This is a genomic window from Tsuneonella sp. HG094 (assembly GCF_053819285.1).
Genome location: NZ_JBSORA010000001.1, coordinates 2,710,912 through 2,733,332 on the forward strand (window position 1 = coordinate 2,710,912; position 22,421 = coordinate 2,733,332).

30 protein-coding genes are annotated in these 22,421 nt (G+C 66.2%); 15 read left to right on the top strand and 15 right to left on the bottom strand.

Translation table 11 applies throughout. The features are described 5' to 3' along the window. The first annotated feature begins 33 nt into the window (after positions 1-33). From dnaQ to ACWPMX_RS13465, 6 genes are all read left to right on the top strand, one after another. Entirely contained in the window at positions 34-720 is a 687-nt protein-coding gene (dnaQ, locus tag ACWPMX_RS13440; protein ID WP_455700498.1) for a DNA polymerase III subunit epsilon, read from the top strand. A gap of 43 nt (positions 721-763) precedes the next feature. Continuing rightward, positions 764-1,333 (top strand): ribosome hibernation-promoting factor, HPF/YfiA family, encoded by a 570-nt coding sequence (gene hpf / locus ACWPMX_RS13445; RefSeq protein WP_455700499.1) that lies wholly within the window; start codon positions 764-766, stop codon positions 1,331-1,333. Positions 1,334-1,418: 85 nt separating this feature from the next. Next, complete coding sequence (locus ACWPMX_RS13450; RefSeq protein ID WP_455700500.1) at positions 1,419-1,880, top strand: PTS sugar transporter subunit IIA; 462 nt, start codon at positions 1,419-1,421, stop codon at positions 1,878-1,880. A gap of 4 nt (positions 1,881-1,884) precedes the next feature. After that, complete coding sequence (locus ACWPMX_RS13455; protein WP_455700797.1) at positions 1,885-2,349, top strand: PaaI family thioesterase; 465 nt, start codon at positions 1,885-1,887, stop codon at positions 2,347-2,349. Between the two features lie 8 nt (positions 2,350-2,357). Further along, positions 2,358-2,693 (top strand): DUF1491 family protein, encoded by a 336-nt coding sequence (locus ACWPMX_RS13460; protein WP_455700501.1) that lies wholly within the window; start codon positions 2,358-2,360, stop codon positions 2,691-2,693. A gap of 198 nt (positions 2,694-2,891) precedes the next feature. Then, positions 2,892-3,548, top strand: coding sequence for a cell wall hydrolase (locus tag ACWPMX_RS13465; protein WP_455700502.1), 657 nt, complete (start codon positions 2,892-2,894; stop codon positions 3,546-3,548). Between the two features lie 57 nt (positions 3,549-3,605). Here ACWPMX_RS13465 and xth read toward each other — a convergent pair whose 3' ends face one another. From xth to ACWPMX_RS13480, 3 genes are read right to left on the bottom strand one after another with little or no spacing between them, the layout of a single operon-like run. Continuing rightward, positions 3,606-4,382 carry an exodeoxyribonuclease III gene (xth, locus tag ACWPMX_RS13470; protein ID WP_455700503.1) on the bottom strand — a complete coding sequence of 259 codons (777 nt, stop codon included), beginning with the start codon at positions 4,380-4,382 and terminating at the stop codon, positions 3,606-3,608. Between the two features lie 10 nt (positions 4,383-4,392). Then, positions 4,393-4,722, bottom strand: a complete 330-nt coding sequence (gene erpA / locus ACWPMX_RS13475; protein WP_455700504.1) for an iron-sulfur cluster insertion protein ErpA — start codon at positions 4,720-4,722, stop codon at positions 4,393-4,395. 44 nt (positions 4,723-4,766) lie between these two features. After that, positions 4,767-5,198, bottom strand: coding sequence for a CBS domain-containing protein (locus ACWPMX_RS13480; protein WP_455700505.1), 432 nt, complete (start codon positions 5,196-5,198; stop codon positions 4,767-4,769). A gap of 112 nt (positions 5,199-5,310) precedes the next feature. On the opposite strand from ACWPMX_RS13480, the gene ACWPMX_RS13485 reads away from it, so the two are divergent. Next, on the top strand, positions 5,311-5,619 hold the full coding sequence (locus ACWPMX_RS13485) for a hypothetical protein (protein ID WP_455700506.1): 309 nt from the start codon (positions 5,311-5,313) through the stop codon (positions 5,617-5,619). Here ACWPMX_RS13485 and ACWPMX_RS13490 read toward each other — a convergent pair. The 5 genes from ACWPMX_RS13490 to ACWPMX_RS13510 are packed head-to-tail and all read right to left on the bottom strand — an operon-like array spanning position 5,616 to position 10,778. Beyond that, positions 5,616-5,978 (bottom strand): (2Fe-2S) ferredoxin domain-containing protein, encoded by a 363-nt coding sequence (locus ACWPMX_RS13490; RefSeq protein WP_455700507.1) that lies wholly within the window; start codon positions 5,976-5,978, stop codon positions 5,616-5,618. The two genes, ACWPMX_RS13485 and ACWPMX_RS13490, sit on opposite strands and share 4 nt — an antisense overlap. Continuing rightward, complete coding sequence (locus ACWPMX_RS13495) at positions 5,975-8,104, bottom strand: dipeptidyl-peptidase 5 (protein WP_455700508.1); 2,130 nt, start codon at positions 8,102-8,104, stop codon at positions 5,975-5,977. Before ACWPMX_RS13495 ends, ACWPMX_RS13490 begins: the two co-directional genes overlap by 4 nt. Before the next feature lie 49 nt (positions 8,105-8,153). Continuing rightward, entirely contained in the window at positions 8,154-8,654 is a 501-nt protein-coding gene (locus tag ACWPMX_RS13500) for a DUF2497 domain-containing protein (RefSeq protein WP_455700509.1), read from the bottom strand. Between the two features lie 40 nt (positions 8,655-8,694). Next, the gene (locus ACWPMX_RS13505) at positions 8,695-10,182 is read right to left on the bottom strand and encodes a TolC family outer membrane protein (RefSeq protein WP_455700510.1); all 1,488 of its coding nucleotides are present in this window, start codon (positions 10,180-10,182) and stop codon (positions 8,695-8,697) included. A gap of 2 nt (positions 10,183-10,184) precedes the next feature. Continuing rightward, on the bottom strand, positions 10,185-10,778 hold the full coding sequence (locus tag ACWPMX_RS13510) for a protein-L-isoaspartate O-methyltransferase family protein (protein ID WP_455700511.1): 594 nt from the start codon (positions 10,776-10,778) through the stop codon (positions 10,185-10,187). Positions 10,779-10,926: 148 nt separating this feature from the next. On the opposite strand from ACWPMX_RS13510, the gene ACWPMX_RS13515 reads away from it, so the two are divergent. The 3 genes from ACWPMX_RS13515 (at position 10,927) to ACWPMX_RS13525 (ending at position 14,504) form a co-directional block, all read left to right on the top strand. Beyond that, complete coding sequence (locus ACWPMX_RS13515; RefSeq protein ID WP_455700512.1) at positions 10,927-12,453, top strand: fumarate hydratase; 1,527 nt, start codon at positions 10,927-10,929, stop codon at positions 12,451-12,453. A gap of 76 nt (positions 12,454-12,529) precedes the next feature. Then, positions 12,530-13,753 (top strand): sensor histidine kinase, encoded by a 1,224-nt coding sequence (locus ACWPMX_RS13520; RefSeq protein ID WP_455700513.1) that lies wholly within the window; start codon positions 12,530-12,532, stop codon positions 13,751-13,753. Beyond that, positions 13,746-14,504 (top strand): LytR/AlgR family response regulator transcription factor, encoded by a 759-nt coding sequence (locus ACWPMX_RS13525; RefSeq protein ID WP_455700514.1) that lies wholly within the window; start codon positions 13,746-13,748, stop codon positions 14,502-14,504. Before ACWPMX_RS13520 ends, ACWPMX_RS13525 begins: the two co-directional genes overlap by 8 nt. 120 nt (positions 14,505-14,624) lie before the next feature. Here ACWPMX_RS13525 and ACWPMX_RS13530 read toward each other — a convergent pair whose 3' ends face one another. Continuing rightward, positions 14,625-14,921 (bottom strand): UrcA family protein, encoded by a 297-nt coding sequence (locus ACWPMX_RS13530; protein WP_455700515.1) that lies wholly within the window; start codon positions 14,919-14,921, stop codon positions 14,625-14,627. Between the two features lie 206 nt (positions 14,922-15,127). Between ACWPMX_RS13530 and ACWPMX_RS13535 the strand changes: the two genes are divergently transcribed. Genes ACWPMX_RS13535 through ACWPMX_RS13545 form a run of 3 tightly spaced genes read left to right on the top strand, consistent with a single transcriptional unit; the run spans position 15,128 to position 17,134 of the window. Further along, complete coding sequence (locus ACWPMX_RS13535) at positions 15,128-15,394, top strand: hypothetical protein (RefSeq protein WP_455700516.1); 267 nt, start codon at positions 15,128-15,130, stop codon at positions 15,392-15,394. 38 nt (positions 15,395-15,432) lie between these two features. Beyond that, positions 15,433-16,284: a diacylglycerol kinase family protein gene (locus ACWPMX_RS13540; protein ID WP_455700517.1), complete on the top strand. Its 852-nt coding sequence runs from the start codon at positions 15,433-15,435 to the stop codon at positions 16,282-16,284. Next, entirely contained in the window at positions 16,274-17,134 is an 861-nt protein-coding gene (locus tag ACWPMX_RS13545; protein ID WP_455700518.1) for a metallophosphoesterase family protein, read from the top strand. The genes ACWPMX_RS13540 and ACWPMX_RS13545 overlap by 11 nt, the downstream gene beginning before the upstream one ends. 57 nt (positions 17,135-17,191) lie before the next feature. Here ACWPMX_RS13545 and rpsI read toward each other — a convergent pair whose 3' ends face one another. From rpsI to ACWPMX_RS13565, 4 genes are all read right to left on the bottom strand, one after another. Continuing rightward, a complete protein-coding gene (rpsI, locus tag ACWPMX_RS13550) occupies positions 17,192-17,734 on the bottom strand; it encodes a 30S ribosomal protein S9 (RefSeq protein WP_455700519.1) in 543 nt (180 codons plus the stop codon). Then, positions 17,734-18,213, bottom strand: coding sequence for a 50S ribosomal protein L13 (rplM, locus tag ACWPMX_RS13555; RefSeq protein ID WP_455700520.1), 480 nt, complete (start codon positions 18,211-18,213; stop codon positions 17,734-17,736). Before rplM ends, rpsI begins: the two co-directional genes overlap by 1 nt. Positions 18,214-18,336: 123 nt before the next feature. Beyond that, complete coding sequence (gene cutA, locus ACWPMX_RS13560) at positions 18,337-18,675, bottom strand: divalent-cation tolerance protein CutA (RefSeq protein WP_455700521.1); 339 nt, start codon at positions 18,673-18,675, stop codon at positions 18,337-18,339. After that, positions 18,672-19,712 (bottom strand): COX15/CtaA family protein, encoded by a 1,041-nt coding sequence (locus ACWPMX_RS13565; protein ID WP_455700522.1) that lies wholly within the window; start codon positions 19,710-19,712, stop codon positions 18,672-18,674. The genes cutA and ACWPMX_RS13565 overlap by 4 nt, the downstream gene beginning before the upstream one ends. 98 nt (positions 19,713-19,810) lie before the next feature. Here ACWPMX_RS13565 and ACWPMX_RS13570 point away from each other — a divergent pair, with 98 nt between their 5' ends. Together ACWPMX_RS13570 and thiS are read left to right on the top strand one after the other, a co-directional pair. Continuing rightward, positions 19,811-20,230 (top strand): MerC domain-containing protein, encoded by a 420-nt coding sequence (locus ACWPMX_RS13570; RefSeq protein WP_455700523.1) that lies wholly within the window; start codon positions 19,811-19,813, stop codon positions 20,228-20,230. Continuing rightward, positions 20,202-21,200, top strand: a complete 999-nt coding sequence (gene thiS / locus ACWPMX_RS13575; protein ID WP_455700524.1) for a sulfur carrier protein ThiS — start codon at positions 20,202-20,204, stop codon at positions 21,198-21,200. The genes ACWPMX_RS13570 and thiS overlap by 29 nt, the downstream gene beginning before the upstream one ends. A 5-nt stretch (positions 21,201-21,205) precedes the next feature. Here thiS and ACWPMX_RS13580 read toward each other — a convergent pair whose 3' ends face one another. Further along, positions 21,206-21,592: an STAS/SEC14 domain-containing protein gene (locus tag ACWPMX_RS13580; protein ID WP_455700525.1), complete on the bottom strand. Its 387-nt coding sequence runs from the start codon at positions 21,590-21,592 to the stop codon at positions 21,206-21,208. A gap of 107 nt (positions 21,593-21,699) precedes the next feature. Continuing rightward, complete coding sequence (locus ACWPMX_RS13585) at positions 21,700-22,338, bottom strand: RBBP9/YdeN family alpha/beta hydrolase (protein ID WP_455700526.1); 639 nt, start codon at positions 22,336-22,338, stop codon at positions 21,700-21,702. Positions 22,339-22,421: the final 83 nt, after the last annotated feature.

A 22,421-nucleotide genomic window follows, 5' to 3' on the forward strand; every position in this document is an offset into this window, starting at 1 on the left:
CAGCCTGCGCGAAGAGGAGGATAGAAGTCGCACATGCGCGAAATCGTGTTCGATACCGAAACCACCGGACTCGACCCCAGGACGGGCGACCGAATGGTCGAGATCGGCTGTATCGAGCTGGTCAACCGTGTGCCCACGGGCGCTACTTTCCACGCCTATTTCAATCCCGACCGCGACATGCCCGAACAGGCCGAGGCGGTGCACGGCCTCAGCGCAGCATTCCTGTCCGATAAGCCGCGTTTCCGCGACAAGTGCGAGGACTTGCTCGCCTTCATCGCCGATTCCCCGCTGGTCGCGCACAACGCCGGGTTCGACTTCGGCTTTCTCAATGCCGAGCTCGACCTCTGCGGTCTCGAGGCCGTGTGCCTTTCACGGATGGTCGATACGGTCGCCATCGCCAAGCGGCGGCATCCGGGCGCGAAGCTGTCGCTCGACGCGTTGTGCACGCGTTACGGCATCGACCGCAGCCACCGGGTCAAGCACGGCGCGCTGCTCGACGCCGAATTGCTCGCGCAAGTCTATGTCGAGCTCACAGGTGGCCGCCAGATCGGTTTCGCCCTTGCCGGCAGCGCGGTGGAGGAAACGCTCGTTTCCGTCACCACCGTCGCGGTGCGCGAACGCCCCTTCCGGCCGGCTCGGCCGCACCTCCCCTCGCCCGAGGAAATCGCCCGTCACCAGGCGTTCGTCGGCACGATCAAGGGAGCGATCTGGAGCGGTTAGAGTTGTCTAAGGAAGGTCGCAGATAAGAGGAGAAAGCGTGCCGATGGACATTCGCGTTTCAGGCCACCAGGTCGATACCGGCGCAGCGTTGCAAACCCACGTAACGGATCGCCTCACGGCCATTGTCGACAAGTACTTCAGCCGAGCGCTGTCCAGCCACGTCACATTCGGAAAGGCCCCCGCAGGCGCGTTCAGCTGCGATATCGTCACCCATGTGATGCAGGGATTGATCCTGAAAGGCCATGGCGTTGCGCAGGATGCGCACCTTGCGCTCGATCAGGCAGCCGAGAAGATCGACAAGCAGCTTCGCCGCTACAAGCGCCGGATCACCGATCGCCACCAGCAGGCCGATCACGCCCTGAAGGAAGAGACGGCGGCCTATTCGATCCTCGCGGCACCCGACGCCGAGGCCGACGAGGTCGAGGTGGGCGATGCGCCGATGGTGATTGCCGAGACGACCGCCGACATTCCCGAAAGCAGCGTCGCCGACGCGGTGATGATGCTCGACCTGCGCGACACCAACGCCATGCTGTTCAAAAACGCTGGCACCGGACGGCACAATATGGTCTATCGCCGCCGCGATGGCTCGATCGGTTGGGTCGAGCCACGCTGACGACCCCGCCAGGACCGGCGGGGGTCATCCACCCTCGCCGTTTTCCTGCCGGACGCCCTCCGGCAACTTGCTCGACTGCCTGTCCATGAACGTCATTTTCAAGTTGCTGCCCGAAGCCGTGTGGATCGATTCACCGGCGGACAAGCCCGCGATCCTTGGTGCCCTCGCGACGCGTTTCGCGAAAGTCTATGCGCTTGATCGCGCCGCTGTGCTCGAAGGGCTTGAGGAGCGCGAGGCGCTTGGCAGCACCGGGTTCGGGCGCGGGGTCGCCCTGCCGCACGCGCGCGTCGAAGGACTAACACGGCCGGTCGCTGCACTGCTCAAGCTGACCCAACCGGTCGAATTCGGCGCGGCGGACCGGATGCCGGTCGACATCGCGATCGGGCTGCTCTCGCCGACCAATGCCGGGGCGACCCACCTCCACGCCCTCGCGGCTCTGTCTCGCATGGTCCGCGACGTCGACATGCACCGCGCACTGGTCGCGGCGAGCGATACCGAGACGCTCTATGCCCTGCTGACCAATGCGTCGGACCGCGACGCCGCCTGAGCGGATGGACCACCCGACCCCCACCGGCGCGGCCCTGCACTACCGCGCGCTCGAACGACTTTATGCGGCGGCGCCGGTCAACACACTGTTCGCGTCTCGCCTCGAAATCCCCGCCGAGGGGCGTTCGCGCCTGATCTTCACCATCGATCCCAATGTGTACCACGCGGCGGGGGCAGCGCATGGAACGGTCTATTTCAAGATGCTCGACGATGCGGCGTTTTACGCCGCGAACACCCTCGTCACCGATCGTTTCCTGCTGACCACCTCGTTCAACCTGCACTTCACCAAGCCTGTGCGAGGCGGCGAGGTCGTTGCCGAAGGTCGCTGGATCAGCGGTCGCAAGCGCGTCCTCGTGGCCGAGGCGCGCCTTGTCGATGCGGAGGGTGACGAGATCGGCCGCGGTACCGGCACCTTCATGCGGTCGCGTATCGCGTTGTCCGGGCTGTCCGGATACGCGGCCGAGGTCTGATCGACCCAGTGGACGCCCGCCTGCCCGCGCATCTCGAGGTGGCGGGAATCCGCCGGCTGGCCGAATCGCATGGTGGCTTCGCGATGGTTATCGCTAAAGGTGAACGCGATGCGGGTACTATCGCGATTGTCATAATCGGTCGCGGAGAGCCTGCATGGCTATATGAAAGAATGCCAATGCTCGATGGGAACCGACGATTCGTTCACACCGTTTCGGAAGACCCGGAAAACAAACGGGAATTTTCCGAGACACTAACTCGTCGGAGCGAACGCGACCCGGATTTGTGGCTGATAGAGGCAGATGTCCCGGATAGAGAACGGTTCGTCGCAAGTTTGGTTACCTGATTTGACTTCGCACCTGCAGCATTTATCGGGCCGCTCACCTTCAGACGCAGGCGGCTCGGATGGCATTCGGTCGTCCAGCCAGCGCGCAGACGGGGGGCGGCCGGCAGGCTAGCAACGGACCCGACCATAGACCGCAGTGAACGCGGGTGGGTCCCGGCCTGCGTCATGGCGCGTCCACCGCCGATTTTCGACGGACCAATGCAATTTCATCGCTCGACGATCGCGGCGCTTGCCGCGGCGGTTGTCCTTACATTCTTCGCCGCCGACGGATCCGGCGCCAACGCTGAACCCAGCGCGATCCGCAAGACCGCAGCTATTGCCGCCACTTCGTCGCTGACCGACGAGACAGTGCCAGAAAGCCGCGCGGTCGCATTCGTTTCCACCGAAGTGGTCCAGCCGCTTCCCGGTTCGGACGAGCCGAGCACTTCCGCCAACGCGGGATCGCTGCGCGAACTCGTGGCCGACATGCCGCAAACCGCCGCGCTGTCGAGCGAGCTCGAATGCCTCGCGGGCGCAATCTATTTCGAATCGCGCGGCGAACCGCTCGCCGGTCAGCTCGCCGTCGGCCAAGTCATCGTGAACCGCGCCGAATCAGGCCGCTTCCCCGCAAACTATTGCGGAGTGGTCTTCCAGAAGTCGCAGTTCTCGTTCGTCCGTGGTGGAGCCATGCCGCGCATCGACCGCGGATCGCTGGCGTGGAAGCGCGCTTCGGCCATCGCCCGCATCGCGCACGAAGGCCTGTGGGACAGCAAGGCCGGCGATGCGCTTTTCTTCCACGCCAAGTACGTGCGACCGAGCTGGAGCCGCACCAAGATCGCCCGCGCGACCATCGATTCGCACATCTTTTATCGCTGAGCCTGGGCCTCGGCGCTCAAATTCCTTGGCGCGCCTCGCTCGGCTAACCGCCGGCGGTCAGAAGTCCCTTATATCGACCCAGACGGGTGTGTGGTCGCTGGCCTTTTCCCGCCCTCGATACTCCTTGTCGACCCCGGCGGCGAGCAAACGGTCGGCCAGTTCGGGCGAGAGGAGCAGGTGGTCGATCCGGAAGCCGTGGTCGCGCTGCCATGCACCCGCTTGGTAGTCCCAAAACGTCCAAACCCCACCGCGCGGGTTGAGCGTGTCGAGCGCATCGGTCCACCCGTCGCCGAGAAGCCGTGCATAGGCATCGCGCGATTCGGGCTGCATCAGCGCATCGGCTGCCATCGCGGCGGGCGACCAGACGTCCTTATCCTCGGGGATGACGTTGAAGTCGCCAACCACTGCGACCGGCATCTCGAGCGCCCAAAGCTCGTGCATCCGCGCGCGCAGGCGCTCCATCCACGCGAGCTTGTAGTCGAACTTGGGCCCCGGCACCGGATTGCCGTTGGGCAGGTAGATGCAGGCGATCCGCACTCCATTGACGTCGGCCTCGATGTAGCGCGAGTGCTCGTCGAGCGGATCGCCGGGCAGTGTGCGCTGGGCCTCGACCGGCGCAACACCGTCGGCGAGGATCGCTACGCCGTTGAACCCCTTCTGGCCGTGCCAGATCGCCTGATATCCGATCTTCTCGAATTCGGCGTAGGGGAAGCCCTCGTCCTGGCTCTTGATCTCCTGCAGGCACGCGACCGTCGGCCGCGTCTCCTCGAGCCATTCGATGAGGCGGGGCAGGCGTGCTTTCACGCCGTTGATGTTGAAGGATGCAATCCGCATCCACAGAGTTCTAGATGCCGAAGCTGGAACCGCAACCGCAACCGGCGGCCGCCTGCGGATTGGCGACTTTGAACGCCGCGCCGCCAAGCGACTCGACGAAATCGACCGTGCTTCCGGCGATGAGGTCGAGGCTGACCGGATCGACCACGAGGCGTACCCCGTCGGTCTCGCTCACCGAATCGTCGCCCTCGGCAGCGTCTGCGAGATCGAACTTGTACTGAAAGCCCGAGCAACCGCCGCCCTCGACCGACAGCCGCAGGATTGCCGGCTTGGCCTGACGCGCGGCGATCGCCGCGACGCGCTTTGCGGCATTTTCGGTCAGGATCAGCGGTTCGGCCATGACGGTAATGTAGGAGCCGCGGGGCGCGACCTCAAGTCGGGGCTTCAGGCGCTCTGGATATAGATGCGCATCGCCGCCGCTTCCTGGGCCAGATCGTCGACCTGCGATTTCACGAGATCGCCGATCGACACGAAGCCGACCATCTCTCCGTGCTGGACAACCGGCAGGTGGCGGATGCGACGCTCGGTCATCAGGGCAAGGGCATCTGCAATTTGCGTGCCCGCATCGACGGTGATCGCAGGAGCCGTCATCACTTCTTCGAGCGGCTTCGACAGGCTCGCCTCGCCCTCGGCCTCGAGGCAGTAGATAACGTCGCGTTCGGAAAAAATGCCGGCCACTTCGCCGTCTCGCATCACCGGGAGCGCGCCGATCCGGTGGCGCGCCAGCACAGACACGGCCTCGCGCATGGTCATGCCGACGTCGCAGGTGATCACTTCGCTGTTCGCGCGACCGGCGATCAAGCGGGCGATGTCCATCGGACTCTCCCTTCTGTTATCGTCCCAAGGTGGAGAAGATGACATGGACGGACGAGAAAATCCAGCGGGGGACCATTGCGCGTTTTCGGCGCGGGGCGCACAAGCGCGCGCTATGGCCAACTCACCGCTCGACGATCCCGCCAATGCCGCTTTCGCGTGGGCGCGGTGGAAGCGGCTCATGCGGGTGATGGGCGCGGCGACCGCGATTACCGTCGCGGCTCTCCTGGGCTATCTGTGGGTGTCGGGCACGGCGATGTCGATCCACTTCTACATTGCGACGGGCCTCGGCGTCGGGGCTGCGATGATGCTCATGAGCGCGCTGATGGGCCTCGTTTTCATGTCGAACGGCACGGGGCACGACGCTTCGGTAGTCGATCCGCTGGCCGACAGCTTGGCCGACAAGGACGGGAAGCGCCGCTAGCCCTCGCGCAGGCGCAGTTCCTCGACCGGCTCGCCGCCGATGAGGTGCTGCTGGATGATCTTTTCCAGACCGGCTTCGTCGCACGAGTGATACCAGACCCGATCGGGCCAGACGACCGCAATCGGCCCGGCTTCGCACACCTGGAGGCAGTCGGCTTTGGTCCGCTGGACCGTCTTGCCGACGAGCCCCAACTCCTTGAGCCGGCGCTTGAGGTACTTCCACGAAGCATCGCCCTGCTCGCGCGAACAGCACTTCTGCTTGTCCGACAGCGCGCAGAGGAAGATCTGCCGACCGACCCGTTCGCCGCCGATCTTGGCGAGCGCGGCGCGGGCCTTCCCGAGTTCGGCGGGCGCGCTCACTTCGCGGGCTTGAGCCAGCGGTCGAGCCAGCCGAACACCGTGTTGTGCCACTGGAGCGAGTTCTTGCCCTTGAGCACCCAGTGGTTCTCATCCGGGAACACGAGCAGTTGCGAGGGAATGCCCTTCATTTGCAGCGCGGTGAACGATGCCAGCCCCTGCGTGTAGGGAATGCGGAAGTCGTTCTCGCCGGTGATCACCAACATCGGCGTCTTCCACTTGTCGACGTGGAGCGCGGGGTTCCAGCGTTCGTAGGCGGCGGGATCCTCGAAGTAGGTCTTGCCGCCGTGCTCCCAAATGTCGAACCACAGTTCCTCGGTCTCGTAGGCCATCGCGCGGGCATCGAACACGCCGTCGTGCTGGACGAGGCACTTGAACCGGTCGGGCCACTGCCCGGCGATCCAGTTCATCATGTACCCGCCATAGCTCGCGCCCATTGCGCAGGCGTTCGCGCCGTCGATTTGGCTGTCGAGGGCGAGCGCGGCGGCGAGGCCCTTCTGCAGGTCCTCGAGCGGCTTGCCGCCCCAGTCATTGGTGATGCTGTCGGTGAAGGCCTGCCCGTAGCCGGTCGATCCGTGAAAATCGATCGAGATCACCGCATAGCCCTGGCTGGCGACGATGCGCGGGTTCCAGCGATTCGACCACGAATCGTCGAACGAGCCCTGCGGCCCGCCGTGGACATAGAGGATCGCGGGCATCTTGCCCTTTCGGTCGTCGAGCTTGGTGATCTGGCCCCAGACCGTGTCGCCGTTCGCCCCGTTAAAGCTGAACCGGCGGGTCACTATCGGCGCCTTTTGCCCGAGGATCGAAGTCGCCGCGTCGGTCAGCGGCATGGCCTGGTTGCCGTCGCGCGAAAGGTAAAGCTCGTTGGGTGCCCCGATCGACGCCCGTGTAAAGACGAGGCCGCCGCCAGCGAGCGGGACGACATCGCCAATGTGTGCTTCATTGCCGGCCATCAGGTCGAGCCGCTCGACCTTGCCGGTGGCCGGATCGATGCGGAACGCAGGCGTATCGAGTACGTCCTGCGCCGTGGCGATGATAGACCCGGAATCGGGCGTCCACGCGAGCGAGCCGACCGAACTATCCCACCCGGTCGTGAGTGGACGGACTTTCCCGGTCGCCAGCTCCTTGAGCATTACCGTCAGCTTGTCGGCCTCGTAGCCGGGCCGCGCCATCGCCGCCCAGGCGAGCCACTTGCCGTCGGGCGAGGGCGCGGGGAGCGTGTCGGTTGCTTGGTTGGCCTGCGTCAAGTTGATCGGCGCGCGGCCCGACAGGTCGTTGAACCACAGGTCGACATTGGTCGATCGCGGTTCGCTCGCGTCGGACTTTCGCGCGGCGAAAAACACGCCGTGCCCGTCGGCCGCCCAGGCGATTTCCTCTGTCCCGCCGAACGGCTTGGTGGGCGTATCGCCGACGAGCGCGTCCTTGCCTGAAGGCCCGTCGAGAGGCACGCCGTTGCCGGTCGCCTTGCCGCCCGCCAGCGGAAACGCGAACGCGCGGCCGTAGACGCCGGGTGTCTCCCACGAATCCCAGTGACGCACGAAGCCGACGTCGCCTTCGTAAAGGCGGCCGGTGCCAGGGCCGGGCAGGTGCGTCGCCTTGTCGTCGCAGCCGAAGGTGGTGCAGGTCCGCGCGACGTCGCCCCACACGACGATGCGGGTCGCACCGGGGGACAACGCGAAGCCGCCGACCGCTGCGGGGAGCGCGGTGACCTGCGCGATCTCGCTCACCGTGCCGTCGGCACTCACGCGCGCGCGCCAGACCTGGTCGGTCTCGCCCTCGCCGCGGTCCGAGAGGAAATAGAGCAGGCCGTCGTCGCTGAATGCGGCGCTTGCCGCGCTTCCGCCAAGGTCGAGACGGACCGGCGCGGCGCGCAAATCGGTCAGGCGGCGGACGTAGAGCGCGGTGCTCCGCGCATAGGTTGCCGGGTCGGTCGTGGTCAGCGGATAAACCGCCAATGCCCCGTCGGGGCTGACCGCCGCACCGCCCAGCCGGGGCAGGGTGACGAGGTCCTGTGCGCTCATCGGCGAGCGCGCTTCGGCCGCGGGCTTCTTCGGTTTGGCGGCGATGGCAGGAGTTGCCAGCACGGCGAATGCGGCAACCAGGGCGAGCCCGGAGATGTTTCTCATGGCGGCGGACCTAAAGCCTGCGCGCCAAGTAGGAAAGTGGTTTAGGCTGTCAGCCGCGCTTGCCGGCGATCCGCGAGATCTCGTCCTTGACCATCCGCTCGACCATCGCTGGAAGGTTCCTGTCGAGCCATTCGGAGAGCATCGGACGCAGCAGTTCGCGGGTCAGGCCCTCGAGCGAGGTCTCGCCGGAGCGGACGATCTGCGGCGGGACGCCCGGCTCGGCGAGCATGGCGAGCGCAGCGAGGTTCTCGCGCATCGATTCGCGGGCGCTGTGGGTGACCAGCGGGGCATCCGCCACCTCGCTCTCGTCGTCGACGTCATCGGACGAATCACTCGAGGTGAAATCGGGCGCCTGTTCGATGAAGTCCGCCACCGCCAGGTCGAGAATTTCGTCGGCCTCGTCAGCATCGGCAGGTTCGGGGCGCGAATCGACGTCGTCGGCCTCACGCCGCTTGCGCGTGTCGAGCGCGGTCGCGCGGTTGTCGCGAGCGATCACTTTCTTGATCGATTCGAGGATTTCCTCGACCGAAGCCTCACCTTCCTGGCGCATGTGGACCCCCCGAAACGCGCAATCGAAACCGACGACGATTCTAGTTGGTCACCGATCCCGGTGCCGAATCATCGTTAACGGGAATCTCCGCGTCGGGAGCCGGGATGTCAACGGTCCGCGTGGACTGGACGACCGGGTCGCGGTCGCGGTCCCAGTCGTTCCACTTGCCCTTGACCCGGTTGTAGTTGACCGCAGGGTCGTAGAGTGGGCCGTCGTCGCCCAGGCCCAGGTCGCGCGCTTCGGCCCGGCCCATGGCGGCAAGCAGGCTGAATCCGGCGACGTAGGCGTTGCGCCGTGCGGTGATGAGCTGTGCACGGGCGTTCACCAGCTCCTGCTCGGCATTGAGGATGTCGAGGATCGTACGGTTGCCGACGGTGTTCTCCGCCCGCACACCCTCGAGGCTGAGGGTCGCGGCATCGACCGCGGTCTGGTTGCTGGTGATGATCTGTGTCGCGGCGAGCCAGCTCGAATAGGCCGAGCGGACCTGAGCGATCACGTCGCGCTCGGCGGCGATCACGTTTTCGAGCGCCGCGGCCGAGCGGGCCTGCGCCTGCCGCTGGAGAGCCGCGGGTCGGCCACCCTGGAAGATGGGAATCGACACGTTGACGCCCGCCTGCACCCCGGTGCTGCTCTGCGGAATGGCCACCGTCGAGCCGGGAATGTCCAGCGAGCCGAGCGTGTTGCTGTAATCGCCGCCGGTGAAGATAGACACGCGCGGCAAGCGGCCCGATCCGGCGACGTCGATGTCGTACCCCGACGCCTCGGCCCGCTCGCGCGCGGCGATCAGGTCCGGGTTCTGCTCGAGCGCGACGGCCACGGCATCCTCGGGGCTGGCGGGCAGGCCGGGCAGCGGCGGGGGAGGCTGGAGGTCGTCGGGCGCCCTGCCGGTGAGCTGGATATAGGCTTCACGTGCGCTGATGAGGTTGGCCTGCGCCGAACGCAGGTCGCCCTGCGCCAGCGCCAGCCGAGCCTGCGACTGCGCGACGTCGGTGCGGGTGAGATCACCGATCTCGAACCGGTCGCTGGTCGCTTGCGTGTTGACCGTCAGCACTTCGACCTGGTTGGAGCTGAGGCCGACCAGCGCCTCTCCGCGGATCACGTCCATGTAGGCGGCGACCGTTTGCGTAAAGATCGCCGATTCGGTGCCGCGCAGGTCTGCCTGCCCGGCTTCCACCCGGTTCTCGGCCGCCTTGACCGCATTCTTCACCGCCCCGCCCGAATAGATCGGTACGCCGAGGTCGACGCTGGCGCCAAGCTGGCGATCGGGTGCAGTGCCGGTGTTCGAGCTTTGCTTCACGAACTCGATATACTGGACGTTGCCCGTCGCGTTCGGGCGTCCGGCCGACTTCTCGATCGGTACGGTCTCGTCGGTCGCGCGCTGCTGCGCCCGCGCCGACTGCAGCGTCGGGTTGGTGCGATAGGCGGCGTTAAGCGCTTCGCGCAGCGTATCGGCGTGAGCGGGGACTGCGGCGAGCGCAATGGTCGCCGTGCTGCCGAGCAGCAGGAAGGTACGCAGCTTGGCGGACATGGTCAGAAGCTCCACACCTTCGGCTTGTCGAACGCGGAAAGGCGCGGGATGCCGATTTCGGCGAGGGACAGCAGTGCGATCGCGCCCGCTGCCTTGCGCCCGATCGCGAGGCGCGTGACGCCATTTTCTACGAGGCCGGTTACCACGCGTCCGTCGTCCGAAAGCTTCTTTGCGAGCGCGTCGGGAATCTGTTCGACTGCCCCGTCGACAACCAGCAGAGTGAATGTGCCTTTCGCCTTGGCGGCGTCGGCCGGACTGGCGACGACGACGTCACCCGCGAGCCCACTGAGGAGTGCCGGGAGGTATCCGCTGCCGCCCTCGATCACGAGCACGCGGTCGGCTGCCGTCGGCTTCGCCTCGGCCAGCATCCGCGCATGGACGAGCGGCGGGGCAAGCATCGCTCCGCCATCGAGCGGAACCGCGCGGTCGGTATAGGCCACCTCGCGCGCAGCCGCGGGCACGAAATCCTCGCGCGGGACGGCGGCCATGCGCGACAGCACCCACGGCTCGTTGACCCCGCTGGTGCGCAGCTGGCTGTCGATCATCGCCCGGCGGGCGGCGGAAAAGTCGGATGCGGGGCGGGGGGCGGAGGCCATACTTGGGGAACCTGTATTAACTAGCCAACACAGTCGGTCAACTATCTGGTCATTGGCGCAAACGGTGGCAAGGGCCAAGCGCTTTGACGCCTTGGCGATGCGAACCTATCGCGACTGTGGCGAATCGATCAGGAGGAGTGTGGGTTCGATGGGCGACATGGTGGCGATCCGCGAGGACGACCTGATCGAAAGCGTAGCCGATGCGCTGCAGTTCATCAGCTACTATCACCCGATGGACTACATCCGCGCGCTGGGTGAGGCGTACGAGGCCGAGCAGGGCCCGGCGGCGAAGGACGCGATCGCGCAGATCCTGACCAACAGCCGCATGTGCGCCGAGGGGCACCGGCCGATCTGCCAGGATACCGGGATCGTCAACGTGTTCGTGCAGTGGGGGCAGGACTGCCGCCTCGAATCGACCCGGTCGTTGCAGGACGTGGTCGATGAAGGCGTGCGCCGCGCCTACAACCACCCGGACAACAAGCTGCGCGCCTCGGTCCTCGCCGATCCGGCATTCACCCGCCGCAACACCCGCGACAACACGCCGTGCGTCCTCTCCGTCGAGATGGTGCCAGGCAGCACCGTCTCGGTCGATGTCGCTGCGAAGGGCGGCGGCAGCGAGAACAAGTCCAAGTTCAAGATGATGAACCCCAGCGACTCGATCGTCGACTGGGTGATCGAGATGCTACCCCAGATGGGCGCGGGCTGGTGCCCTCCGGGAATGCTCGGGATCGGGATTGGTGGCACCGCCGAACATTGCGTCAAGCTCGCCAAGCAGAGCCTGATGGACCCCATCGACATGGGGCAGCTGAAAGCGCGCGGTCCGCAGACCGACATCGAGGCGCTGCGGATCGAGATCTTCGACAAGGTCAACGCGCTGGGCATCGGTGCGCAGGGCCTGGGCGGTCTGTCGACTATCCTCGACGTGAAGATCATGGACTGGCCGTGCCATGCCGCAGGAAAGCCGGTGGCGATGATCCCCAACTGCGCCGCCACCCGCCACGCACACTTCACGCTCGACGGCTCGGGACCGAGCTTCCTCGAGAAGCCGAATCTGTCCGACTGGCCGGACGTCAATTGGACGCCCGACGCCGCCGCCAAGCGCGTCAACCTCGACGCGCTGACCGCGGAGGAAGTCGCGAGCTGGCAGGCGGGCGACCGGCTTCTGCTGAACGGTGCGATGCTCACCGGACGCGACGCGGCGCACAAGCGCATCAAGGACATGCTCGAAAGGGGCGAGGAACTGCCGGTCAGCTTCAAGGGCCGCGCGATCTACTACGTCGGCCCGGTCGATCCCGTGCTGGGCGAAGTCGTCGGGCCCGCCGGTCCGACTACCGCTACGCGGATGGACAAGTTCACCGACACCATGCTCGAACTCGGGCTCCTCGCGATGATCGGCAAGGCCGAACGCGGGCAGGGCGCGGTACAGGAAATCGCGAAGCACAAGGTCGCCTACCTGATGGCGGTAGGGGGCGCAGCCTATCTGGTCGCTCGCGCCATTCGCGAAGCCAAGGTCGTCGGGTTCGAGGACCTAGGGATGGAAGCGATCTACGAATTCCGGGTTGAAGACATGCCGGTGACGGTGGCGGTCGATTCGACCGGGGCCAACGTCCACACGCTCGCCCCCGCCGAATGGAAGGAGAAGATCGCCCGCGAGCATCTTCTGCCGACGGCATGATCGGGTCGATGAAGCGCAGACTCCCCTCGACGCCGGGACTGGCATAATCCCGGGCGCTCGGGCAGAGCATGGGCGAATGATCGGCCACTCAGCCAGCGAACATCCAGGCGTTTCCCTGCGGACCGTCGCAGCCTCGATTGCGGGGCTGTGGGCGTGCTATTTCGTGCTCGTGACGATCCGGGCCGCGGTCGGGCTGGAACTCCAGACCGAGTTGCTGTGGCGCAGGGGGCTCGTGTGCCTCGTCGGGATGGCGGTCACCTTTGCATTGTGGCTGATCCTGCGTCTGGTCGACCGGCGATCGCTCGGGACTCAAATCGCCGTCGCGCTTATCCTTGCGATCCCGGCATCGTTCGCGATCGCCAAGGCCAACCTGATGGCTTTCGCCGACGTACAGGAAAAGGTCGAGAGCAAGATCGCCGAGCGCAACGGCTATTCGATTCGGCGCGATGCCTCGGGCAACATCGTGATCGAGGCGCCGTCCATTCCCGGCGCCGATGCCGAAGGCGCGCTCGGGCCGGACGATGCGGCCACCTCGCGGGTGGTCCTTCCGGCGGAGAACGACGGCGAGAAGATGTGGGTTCCGCTCATCGAACTGGCGACCGGGCGCTATTTCCTGCTGTTGTCTTGGGCATCGCTCTACCTCGCGTTGGGCGCGATAGGACGTGCGCGCGAGGCAGAGCGGCGAGAGGCCAATTTCCGCAGCGCCGCGAGAGCGGCCGAGCTTCGGTCCCTGCGTTATCAGGTCAATCCGCATTTCCTGTTCAATGCGCTTAATTCGCTGTCGGCACTGGTGATGAGCGGCAGGGGCGAGCGGGCTGAAGAAATGATCCAGGGCCTGGCGAGCTTCTACCGCCACAGCCTCGCCGAAGACCCCACCGGCGACGTCGAACTGGCCGACGAAGTGGCGCTGCAGCGGGATTACCTCGCCATCGAGGCGGTGCGCTTTCCCGACCGACTGCGTGTCGCGATCGACCTTCCCGGTGCACTCGCACAAGTGCATGTTCCGGGAATGATTCTCCAGCCGCTGGTCGAAAATTCGGTCAAGTATGCGGTCGCCGCGGTCAACCGTCCGGTTACGATCACGATCTCCGCGCGCGAGGAATACGGGCGGCTGGTGCTGACGGTGGCCGACGACGGTCCCGGCGTGCCCAATCCAAACACTCACGGCTTCGGCATCGGCCTCGCCAATGTGCGCGACCGGATCGAGGCCCGTTTCGGCAGCGATGCCGCCATCGTCTCGGGTCCGGTCGAGGGCGGCTATCGCAGCGAACTGCGGCTTCCGATCGGCGCCGATGTCTGAGAGTAGTGCACCCCGCGAAGGGGCAACGGATACGCTGCGCACGCTGATCGTCGACGACGAGCCGCTCGCCATCGAGCGGATGCAGATAATCTGCGCGCGCATTCCCGAATTGCAGGTCGTAGGCACCGCCAGCGACGGTGCGGCCGCGCTGCGGCTGATCGAAGCATTGACGCCCGACCTCGTCCTGCTCGACATGACGATGCCCGAACTCGACGGTCTCGGGGTCGCGCGGGCCCTGGCCAAGCGATCGCGCAAACCGGCGATCGTCTTCGTCACCGCACATGAACACTTCGCGGTCGAGGCGTTTGATCTTGAGGCGGTGGATTATGTCCTGAAGCCGGTCACGCCCGAGCGGCTGGGCCGCGCGGTAGACCGGGCGATCGCACGATCGGGCTCACCCTCAGCCAGGCCGGACAGCAAATGGCTCAGCGAGCTTTGGGTACCGCACCGATCCGAACTGCTGCGGATAGAAGTGGCCCAAGTCAGTCGCATCGATGCCGAGCGGGACTATGTGCGGCTGCACGTTGGCGACCGGTCGTACCTGCTGCTGCAGACGATCGCCGGGCTGGAGGATCGCCTCGACCCCGCACAGTTCATCCGCATCCATCGGTCCACGATCCTGCGGCGCGACTGCATTCGCGGCCTGCGGCACGATGGACTGGGCGTCTGGTCGATCGAGCTGGATGATGGCGAGACGCTGCGGATCGGCCGTACCTACATGGCCAAGGTCAAGGCGATGGCCGGTCGCTGACCGCCGCCGACTCCTGCGCCGGGCCCCAGAAACAGAGTGGCCCGGACGGGAGGGCTATTCCCATCCGGGCCAGGATGCCGTGGGGACACGGCATCCAAGGGACTTCGTTGCAGGCTAGCGTCAGCCGCCCTTGAGCGCCGTCTCACGGTTGACGAGGGTCGCCATCTGCTGCTTCGCTGAAGCGCGGGCGGCGGCGTGGCACTTCCTAACGTCGGGCGGCAGGATACGGGTTCCGGTCCGCTGGACATTGACTTCGCAGACATCCCGGGCTGCCGATTCGATGCGGCGTTCGAGAGCCTTCTGGCCGCTCACGCTCGCCAGGTTCAGGTCGTCGTAGCGGACCTCGATGCTGTTCGCAGAAGCTTGCGCACCGGCAGCGAGCGCCAAAGCGGAAAGGGCGAGAATGGTAATACGCATGGTGTGAACTCCTCATTCCAAGCAATTTTGCGTCGTATTCAATCAACCCCGATGCCGTTTCTTCTAAAGTGTACATTCTGGTCGCGCAGCATGGGGTCGATGGTCGGCCGCATCGATCCGACCATCGACCCGCCCGGATGACGAGCGCGCGACCGCGGCGGACGAACGGTTGTTGCGAACCGACGAGCGCACACCACATCGGTCTCATGTCGCTCGTCGCGATCTTCATTTTGGGGGTGGCGAACTTCGCGTTGCACCGCGCCGTGCTCGAAAGTCGCCACCCGCTGCTCGGTCGGAGTCCGTGGTACGTGCACCAGCTCGGCGGTCGCGTAACCTTCGCGACCGAGTTCCTGTTGCTGTTCGCCGCACTGCTCCTTGCGGCGCAGGGGTTGACGTGGGTTGTGCGCGTCTATGCGGGCTACGGAGTGCTCAACGCCCTTGCAGCATGGCTCATCCTCACGCGCCGCATCTGACTTCGGGAACCGTGCAGGGCGCGCATCGCTTTGCGAGCATGGCTCATTCGGACACGACCTGGCTCATCTACAACGGCAGCAGCGGCAGCCACGACGACGAGGCCTTGCAGGCCTTGGTCGCGGCATTCGGCGACGCGGGCCTTGCGCCCGACCGGGTGATCGACTGCAAGGATGGCACACCGACGGTCGCGGAAGCGAACACCGCCGGGGTCGGCCTGATCGCCATACACGGTGGGGACGGCACCTTGAGCCGGACGATAGGCGGTCTCGAAGGGTTCGGTGGTCAGGTGCTTCCCTTGCCGGGAGGGACGTTCAACCTCCTCTCGCGCGAAATCTTTGGTGAACGCGATCCGCTCGATATCGTCGGCCTGCTGGGTTCCGGAGCGCTCACGGTCAAACGGCGGACCTGCATCCGCGGCGAAGGCGTGCTGGCCTTGTGCGAGCTGCTCGCCGGACCAGGCGCCAAGTGGGCCGATGTACGCGAAGAAATGCGCGAGGCGAATATCGGCGAGGTCATCGCAAAGGGCTGGGACGCCGCGGCCACCAGTACCGTCGGCCCGATGGTCGCGCTCACACAGCCTCCCGCCGGCCGTGAAGAAGGCTATGCCGGTCTCCGCTTCTGTCCGCGTGCCGAGGGGATTGCGATCCAAGGATACGGGGCGGACGGGCTGGGCGATTATGTCCAGCAAGGCCTCGCCATCCTCAAGCGCGATTTTCGCGAGGGCCCGCACGACAAGCTTGGCCAGTCGCGATCGGTCGCGTGCCAATCGCTCGACAACGAAGCCGTGCCATTGATGGTCGACGGCGAACGCAGCGAAGGCGGCACCGCACTCAGTTTTTCGCTCGACAGCCTCGATGTCGATCTGCTTGGGATTGCGGATGGCCGATAGCACGCTGCTGTTTCACCTGTCCGACATCCATTTCGGTCTCGAACACAACCGCGCGCTTGATTGGGTCGCCGCCGAGGTCGCGGCGCGCAAGCCGGCCGCGGTGCTTATCACCGGGGACCTGACGATGCGCGCGCGGTCCCGCGAATTTGCGGCGGCGCGCGACTGGATCCTGTCGCTCGATGCGCCTGTCACGGTCGAAGTGGGCAATCACGACCTGCCTTACTTCAATCCCTACGAGCGGTTCTTCGCTCCCTACCGGCGGTTCAAGGGCATGGAATCGGTGGTCGAGAAAGAACTCGATCTGCCCGGCTTGGCCGTGGTGTCGCTGAAGACTGCGGCACGGATGCAGCCGCGGCTCGACTGGTCGAAGGGATGGGTCAGCGATACCGCGCTCGCCAAGTGCCTCGCTGCGATCGATGCGCTGCCGCCGGGCAAGAAGATTCTGGTCGCCGTGCATCACCCGCTGGTCGAAGTGGGGACCAAGGGCACCGCGCTCACGCACGGCGGGACCAAGGCGATGGGCGAGCTTGCCAGGCGCAACGTTACCGCAGTCCTCTCGGGCCATGTCCACGATCCGTTCGACCTGATCCAGCAGACGGTGAACGGCCCGGTCCGGATGATCGGGGCGGGCACGCTGTCGCAAAGGATCCGATCCACCCCGCAAAGCTTCAACGAACTCCGCTTCGAGGCCGACGGAACGCTGACGGTCGAGGCGCGCAACCTGCAGGACGTGCCGACCGAGGCGATGAAGATCGACGCGGTGCCGCCCGATGCCCTGCCGCCGCGCGAACCGGGCGAGCCGGTCGCGCTGGTCAACGCGGTGCCGCGGGTCGATCCACCGGTCCACTGAAACGGAAAGGGCGGCGCCTTGCGGCACCGCCCTCCCATTCCGCCGTCGCGGAAATTCTTAGCGCTTCGAGAACTGGAAGCTGCGGCGAGCCTTGGCGCGGCCGTACTTCTTGCGCTCGACCACGCGGCTGTCGCGGGTGAGGAAGCCGGCGGCCTTGACCGTCGCACGAAGTGCGGGCTCGTACTTCGAAAGCGCCTGCGAGATGCCGTGCTTCACCGCTCCGGCCTGGCCCGAAAGACCGCCGCCCTTGACGGTAGCGACGACGTCGTACTGGCCCTGGCGATCGGTGATCGTGAAGGGCTGGTCGATGACGAGGCGCAGCGTCGGACGCGCGAAGTAGACTTCCTGGTCGCGGCCGTTGACGGTCACCTTGCCGGTGCCGGGCTTGAGCCAGACGCGCGCGGTGGCGTCCTTGCGGCGGCCGGTGGCGTAGGCGCGGCCCTGCTTGTCGAGCTCCTGCTCGCGGAGCGGGGCATTGCTGACCTTGACCGGAGCCTGGGTTTCGGCGGCATCGTCCGCGGCGGGGGCGCCGCTGGTGATGTCCTTGAGGTCGGCGAGATCCGACACGGTGTTGGTTGAGCCAGAATCCTCGGGAGCCATTACGCGGTGACCTTGTTCTTGCGGTTCATCGAAGCGACGTCGAGCGCCACCGGCTGGGTGCCGCCGTGCGGATGCTCGGTGCCGGCATAGAGGTGCAGCGCCTTCATCTGCTGGCGACCGAGCGGACCACGGGGGACCATGCGCTCGACGGCCTTTTCAAGGACGCGCTCGGGGAAACGGCCGTCCAGCACCTTGGCCGGGGTCGTTTCCTTGATGCCGCCGGCATAGCCGGTGTGCTTGTAATACTTCTTGTCGGTCAGCTTGCGGCCGGTGAACTTCACCTTGTCCGCGTTGATGATGACGACATGGTCGCCGCAATCGACGTGCGGGGTGTAGCTCGGCTTGTGCTTGCCGCGCAGGATGTTGGCGACGATCGAGGCGAGGCGGCCGACGACGAGCCCTTCGGCGTCGATCAGGTGCCACTTCTTCTCGACCTCGGCCGGCTTGATCGACCGGGTGATCTTGCTGAGCGCCTTCATGGCTGGTCCTTGAAAAAAGCGAATGTTGCCCACGGCGATGCCGCGGGGGAGCGGCGCCATTGGCCGGCGAAGTCCAACAAGTCAAGCAAAACGGCGGGTTTGCGGGGAGGTAAAATAATACCGTTAGACTATCGATGGGCCCGCGATAAAGGCGAGCGTGGCAGGCGGAGCGCGGTCGGCGAGCCAGCCGATCACCACCGGGACGTCGTACACGTGAAGCTCCTCAACCAGCGCGACCGCCGCGTCGAGCGTGCGTGCGTCAAGCTTGAACTGCACGCCGAACTCCTCGATCGACTGCAACGCGCCCTGCCACACGAAGTGCGATTCGATGGGGCCGATCACGTTGGCGCAGGCGGCAAGGCCCGAGCCGACGACGGCGGTCGCGAGGTTGCGGGCATTGTCCGCCGTGTCGATCGGCGTCCAGATCAGCGCGGGCCCGCCCCCGACTGCACCCCCGCTCACCCGCGCTCGCGCCCGATGACGTGCATTCCCCACGCGCTCGCCGCTACGACCAGCGCGCCGACGAACTGGTGGAGCACCGCCAGCCACAGCGCGACCCCGGTGAGGACGGTCGCGATGCCGAGCAGGATCTGCACCCCGAACGCCGAATGGATCGCCACCGAGGCGCGCCGCTCGATCGGCTTGACCCGCCGGGCGAGCACGACCAGCGCCGCGACCGCCGCCCACGCCCACCAGCGGTGGAGGAAGTGGATCAGGAACGGATCGTGGAGCGCCGCCCACACGAACCCCCGGCTCGCATCGTATTCAGGGACGAGCCGCCCCTGCATCAGCGGCCAGGTGTCCGAAGCGAGGCCCGCGTCGAGTCCCGCCACCCACGCGCCGAGCAACAGTTGCACGAACAGCACCGCAGCCACCGTCCATGCAAGGCCGGTCATCCGCGCCGGCCGCGCCGCAGGGTCGCGTTCGAGCGCCCGCAGGTCGAGCGCGGTCCACACCAGCCCCGCGAGCGTGAACAGCGCGGTGAGCAGGTGGATAGAGAGCCAGAAATGGCTGACGTCGGTCATCGTCTCGTTGATGCCCGAGCGGACCATGAACCAGCCGAACGCGCCCTGCAGTCCGCCCAGGGCGAGCAGCGCGACGAGGCGCGGCTTGTAGCCCGCCGGGATCGCCCTGCGGACCCAGAACCACGCCAGCGGCAGCGCGAAGGCCATCCCGATCAGGCGTCCAAGCAGCCGGTGTGACCACTCCCAGAAATAGATGAACTTGTAATCGGCCAGCGTCATGCCAGCGGGACCGGTGATCTGCTTGTACTCGCCAATTTCGCGGTACTTGGCGAATTCCGCCTGCCACGCCGCTTCGGAGAGCGGGGGCAGCGCCCCCGTCACCGGCTTCCATTCGGTGATCGACAGGCCCGATTCGGTCAGGCGGGTGATGCCGCCGACGACGACCATGGCGACGACGAGCGCGGCGACGACATAAAGCCAGTTGGCGATCTGGCGCGGCCGCCAGCTGTCGGGTGCGGGGGAAGGGCGTTCCATCGGACGCGCCCATGCGTCCGCCGGACGCGAATCGCAAGCCGAACCGGCCCGGCAGGACTTGCGTAACGATACAGCGTTACATAGATGGACGGCTGATCATGCCGAACGTCTTCATCACCTCGATTCGGGGAAGCCTCGACCGCGCGGGTATCACCCTCAGCGCGCTATGCGTGGTACACTGCCTCGCGACGCTGGTGCTCGTCTCCGCGCTCGGCCTTGGCGGCGAACTGCTGGCGAGCCCGATCATCCATGAAGTCGGCCTGGCGCTGGCGATGATCGTCGCCGCGGCGGCGATCGGGTGGGGCGCGCTGCGCCACCGCCGCGCCGGACCCTTCGTCACCGCGATGACCGGCCTGAGCTTCATGGGCGGCGCGCTGGCGGTGCCGCACGGGTACGAGGAAGCGGTGCTGACGATCATCGGCGTCGCGCTGGTCTCGCTTGGGCACATCCTCAACTTGCGCGCGTGCCACTGTTCGCTATCTGGCGAGAATGCCTGCACCTCTGACGCTGACCGTTAACGGCGAAAGCCGCCGGACTTCCGCCGCCACCGTTGCCGACCTCGTTCGCGAACTTGGCCTGCTGCCCGAAAAGGTCGCGGTCGAGCGCAACGGCGAGATCGCGCCGCGCTCGACGCTGGAACAGGTCACGCTGTCGGCCGGCGACACACTGGAAATCGTCCACTTTGTGGGTGGTGGCGATCACCTCGCAAATGCCTCGGACGACGATTCGTGGGAAGTCGCTGGTCACCGTTTCACCTCGCGGCTCATCGTGGGCACCGGCAAGTACAAGGACTTTGCCCAGAACGCCGCCGCGCTCGAAGCGTCGGGGGCGGAGATCGTCACCGTCGCGGTGCGCCGGGTCAACGTGTCCGATCCGTCGCAGCCGGTGCTGATGGATTACATCGATCCGAAGAAGGTCACCTACCTTCCCAATACCGCTGGCTGCTTCACCGCCGACGAGGCGATCCGCACGCTGCGGCTCGCGCGCGAGGCGGGCGGCTGGGACCTCGTGAAGCTGGAAGTGCTGGGCGAGGCGCGCACGCTCTATCCCGATATGCGCGAGACGCTGAAGGCGTGCGAGGTGCTCGCGAACGAAGGCTTCAAGCCGATGGTCTATTGCGTCGACGATCCGATCGCGGCGCAGCAACTCGAAACGGCGGGCGCGGTCGCGGTCATGCCGCTCGGCGCGCCGATCGGCTCGGGCCTGGGCATCCAGAACCGCGTGACCATCCGCCTGATCGTCGAGGGCGCGAAAGTGCCCGTGCTGGTCGATGCCGGGGTCGGCACCGCGAGCGATGCGGCGGTCGCGATGGAACTCGGCTGCACCGGGGTGCTGATGAACACCGCCATCGCCGAGGCGAAGGATCCCATCCGCATGGCCCGCGCGATGAAGCTCGCCGTCGAGGCAGGCCGTCACGCCTACCTTTCGGGCCGCATGGGCACCCGCAAGTACGCCGATCCGTCAAGCCCGCTGGCAGGACTGATCTAGGGCGCTCAGTCGGCGCTCATCGCGGGTTCGCCTTCCACCCACGCTAGCGCCTCGCCGCGTCGCGCGGGAAGATAGGTCCGATATGTGATCATCGGCAGCATCGCGCTTTCGATCCGCGTTCCGGCACGGACCCAGGCCTGGTCCGCGACGACCGCCACCCGGCCGAAGTGCCGCAGCTTGCCGAAGAGCGGAATCGCGCGAGTGAGATAGGCGGGCAAGCTCGCGATCTCGAGCCCCTCGATGGCTTGCGTTTCGACGAAGATATGGACGCGCTCGTGCTTGGCCATCGCGCCCTCGAGCGCATCCATGATCGTGTCGAGGTCGGTGCCCGTAATCTTGCGCGAGACGGTCACGGCAAGGACGTCGCTTGGGCTGTCGTGCAGGGTCAGCATTCGAATGATCTCCCGATTCGCGGTTACCGTCGAGGCGGCATGCCCGCTTCAGGCGGGAGGATCATTGATGCAGGACAAATTTGCCGAATCGCGTTGCGGACAGTGACCTATAGCGATGCGGCAGGTCCGGCGAGCGCGGCGTAGTTGGGGCCGATCGTATGCGGCGGTGCCCACGGCATTGCCATCTCGCGCACCTGGCGCAGAAGGAACTGCCCGAACGGCCAGCTGCCGATGCCCGAGGCGGCGTTGATGTGGCCGAGCCAGCCCGCGTCGATGAAGCGGCTGCGCCAGATCCGCGCGAGCCGGCGGGCGCGTCCGAAGGCGATGTAGGGATCGTCCCGGCTCGCGGCGACGATCGTCGGGAACGGGAAGCTGCGCTTCATTACCGGCGCGAACGGCGCCAGGCGATCGTCGATCGCTGCGCTCTCGACCTCGGGCGGGGCGACCAGCAGCGCGCCCTTGACGGGACCGTCGGCATCGGGCTGCTCGTACTCGTTCCACCATGCGACCGCATGGCAGCCGAGGCTGTGCGCGACGAGCACCACTGGGCGGCCGGCCTGGTGGATTGCGAGGTTGAGTTGGTTCACCCAGGTATTGCGATGCGGCCTGTCCCAACCGCCGAGCTCGACGCGGCGGCAGTCCGGCATTTCGGCCTCCCACTTCGTCTGCCAGTGATCCGGCCCGCTGTTGTCGAGGCCAGGCACTATCAGGGCAAGCGGTTCGCGGGCGTCGGAATCATGCGACAATGGACGTCTCCTTGCTGCTTTTCGCCGGCCATCGTCGGCAGGCGGCGCACTATATCTACCAAATTAGTAGAGAATGTAAAATC

Excerpts from the sequence above, each read along its gene's own strand:
- rplM (WP_455700520.1), bottom strand. The coding sequence starts at position 18,213 with ATGAAGGCGCTCAGCAAGATCACCCGGTCGATCAAGCCGGCCGAGGTC.
- ACWPMX_RS13500 (WP_455700509.1), bottom strand. The coding sequence starts at position 8,654 with ATGCGCCAGGAAGGTGAGGCTTCGGTCGAGGAAATCCTCGAATCGATC.
- ACWPMX_RS13545 (WP_455700518.1), top strand. The coding sequence starts at position 16,274 with ATGGCCGATAGCACGCTGCTGTTTCACCTGTCCGACATCCATTTCGGT.
- ACWPMX_RS13495 (WP_455700508.1), bottom strand. The coding sequence starts at position 8,104 with ATGAGAAACATCTCCGGGCTCGCCCTGGTTGCCGCATTCGCCGTGCTG.
- ACWPMX_RS13520 (WP_455700513.1), top strand. The coding sequence starts at position 12,530 with ATGATCGGCCACTCAGCCAGCGAACATCCAGGCGTTTCCCTGCGGACC.
- ACWPMX_RS13465 (WP_455700502.1), top strand. The coding sequence starts at position 2,892 with ATGCAATTTCATCGCTCGACGATCGCGGCGCTTGCCGCGGCGGTTGTC.
- ACWPMX_RS13515 (WP_455700512.1), top strand. The coding sequence starts at position 10,927 with ATGGGCGACATGGTGGCGATCCGCGAGGACGACCTGATCGAAAGCGTA.
- ACWPMX_RS13525 (WP_455700514.1), top strand. The coding sequence starts at position 13,746 with ATGTCTGAGAGTAGTGCACCCCGCGAAGGGGCAACGGATACGCTGCGC.
- ACWPMX_RS13480 (WP_455700505.1), bottom strand. The coding sequence starts at position 5,198 with ATGGACATCGCCCGCTTGATCGCCGGTCGCGCGAACAGCGAAGTGATC.
- erpA (WP_455700504.1), bottom strand. The coding sequence starts at position 4,722 with ATGGCCGAACCGCTGATCCTGACCGAAAATGCCGCAAAGCGCGTCGCG.
- ACWPMX_RS13570 (WP_455700523.1), top strand. The coding sequence starts at position 19,811 with ATGCCGAACGTCTTCATCACCTCGATTCGGGGAAGCCTCGACCGCGCG.
- xth (WP_455700503.1), bottom strand. The coding sequence starts at position 4,382 with ATGCGGATTGCATCCTTCAACATCAACGGCGTGAAAGCACGCCTGCCC.
- ACWPMX_RS13530 (WP_455700515.1), bottom strand. The coding sequence starts at position 14,921 with ATGCGTATTACCATTCTCGCCCTTTCCGCTTTGGCGCTCGCTGCCGGT.
- ACWPMX_RS13485 (WP_455700506.1), top strand. The coding sequence starts at position 5,311 with ATGGCCAACTCACCGCTCGACGATCCCGCCAATGCCGCTTTCGCGTGG.
- ACWPMX_RS13455 (WP_455700797.1), top strand. The coding sequence starts at position 1,885 with ATGGACCACCCGACCCCCACCGGCGCGGCCCTGCACTACCGCGCGCTC.
- ACWPMX_RS13510 (WP_455700511.1), bottom strand. The coding sequence starts at position 10,778 with ATGGCCTCCGCCCCCCGCCCCGCATCCGACTTTTCCGCCGCCCGCCGG.
- dnaQ (WP_455700498.1), top strand. The coding sequence starts at position 34 with ATGCGCGAAATCGTGTTCGATACCGAAACCACCGGACTCGACCCCAGG.
- ACWPMX_RS13580 (WP_455700525.1), bottom strand. The coding sequence starts at position 21,592 with ATGCTGACCCTGCACGACAGCCCAAGCGACGTCCTTGCCGTGACCGTC.
- rpsI (WP_455700519.1), bottom strand. The coding sequence starts at position 17,734 with ATGGCTCCCGAGGATTCTGGCTCAACCAACACCGTGTCGGATCTCGCC.
- hpf (WP_455700499.1), top strand. The coding sequence starts at position 764 with ATGGACATTCGCGTTTCAGGCCACCAGGTCGATACCGGCGCAGCGTTG.
- ACWPMX_RS13535 (WP_455700516.1), top strand. The coding sequence starts at position 15,128 with ATGTCGCTCGTCGCGATCTTCATTTTGGGGGTGGCGAACTTCGCGTTG.
- thiS (WP_455700524.1), top strand. The coding sequence starts at position 20,202 with ATGCCTGCACCTCTGACGCTGACCGTTAACGGCGAAAGCCGCCGGACT.
- ACWPMX_RS13540 (WP_455700517.1), top strand. The coding sequence starts at position 15,433 with ATGGCTCATTCGGACACGACCTGGCTCATCTACAACGGCAGCAGCGGC.
- ACWPMX_RS13450 (WP_455700500.1), top strand. The coding sequence starts at position 1,419 with ATGAACGTCATTTTCAAGTTGCTGCCCGAAGCCGTGTGGATCGATTCA.
- ACWPMX_RS13565 (WP_455700522.1), bottom strand. The coding sequence starts at position 19,712 with ATGGAACGCCCTTCCCCCGCACCCGACAGCTGGCGGCCGCGCCAGATC.
- ACWPMX_RS13505 (WP_455700510.1), bottom strand. The coding sequence starts at position 10,182 with ATGTCCGCCAAGCTGCGTACCTTCCTGCTGCTCGGCAGCACGGCGACC.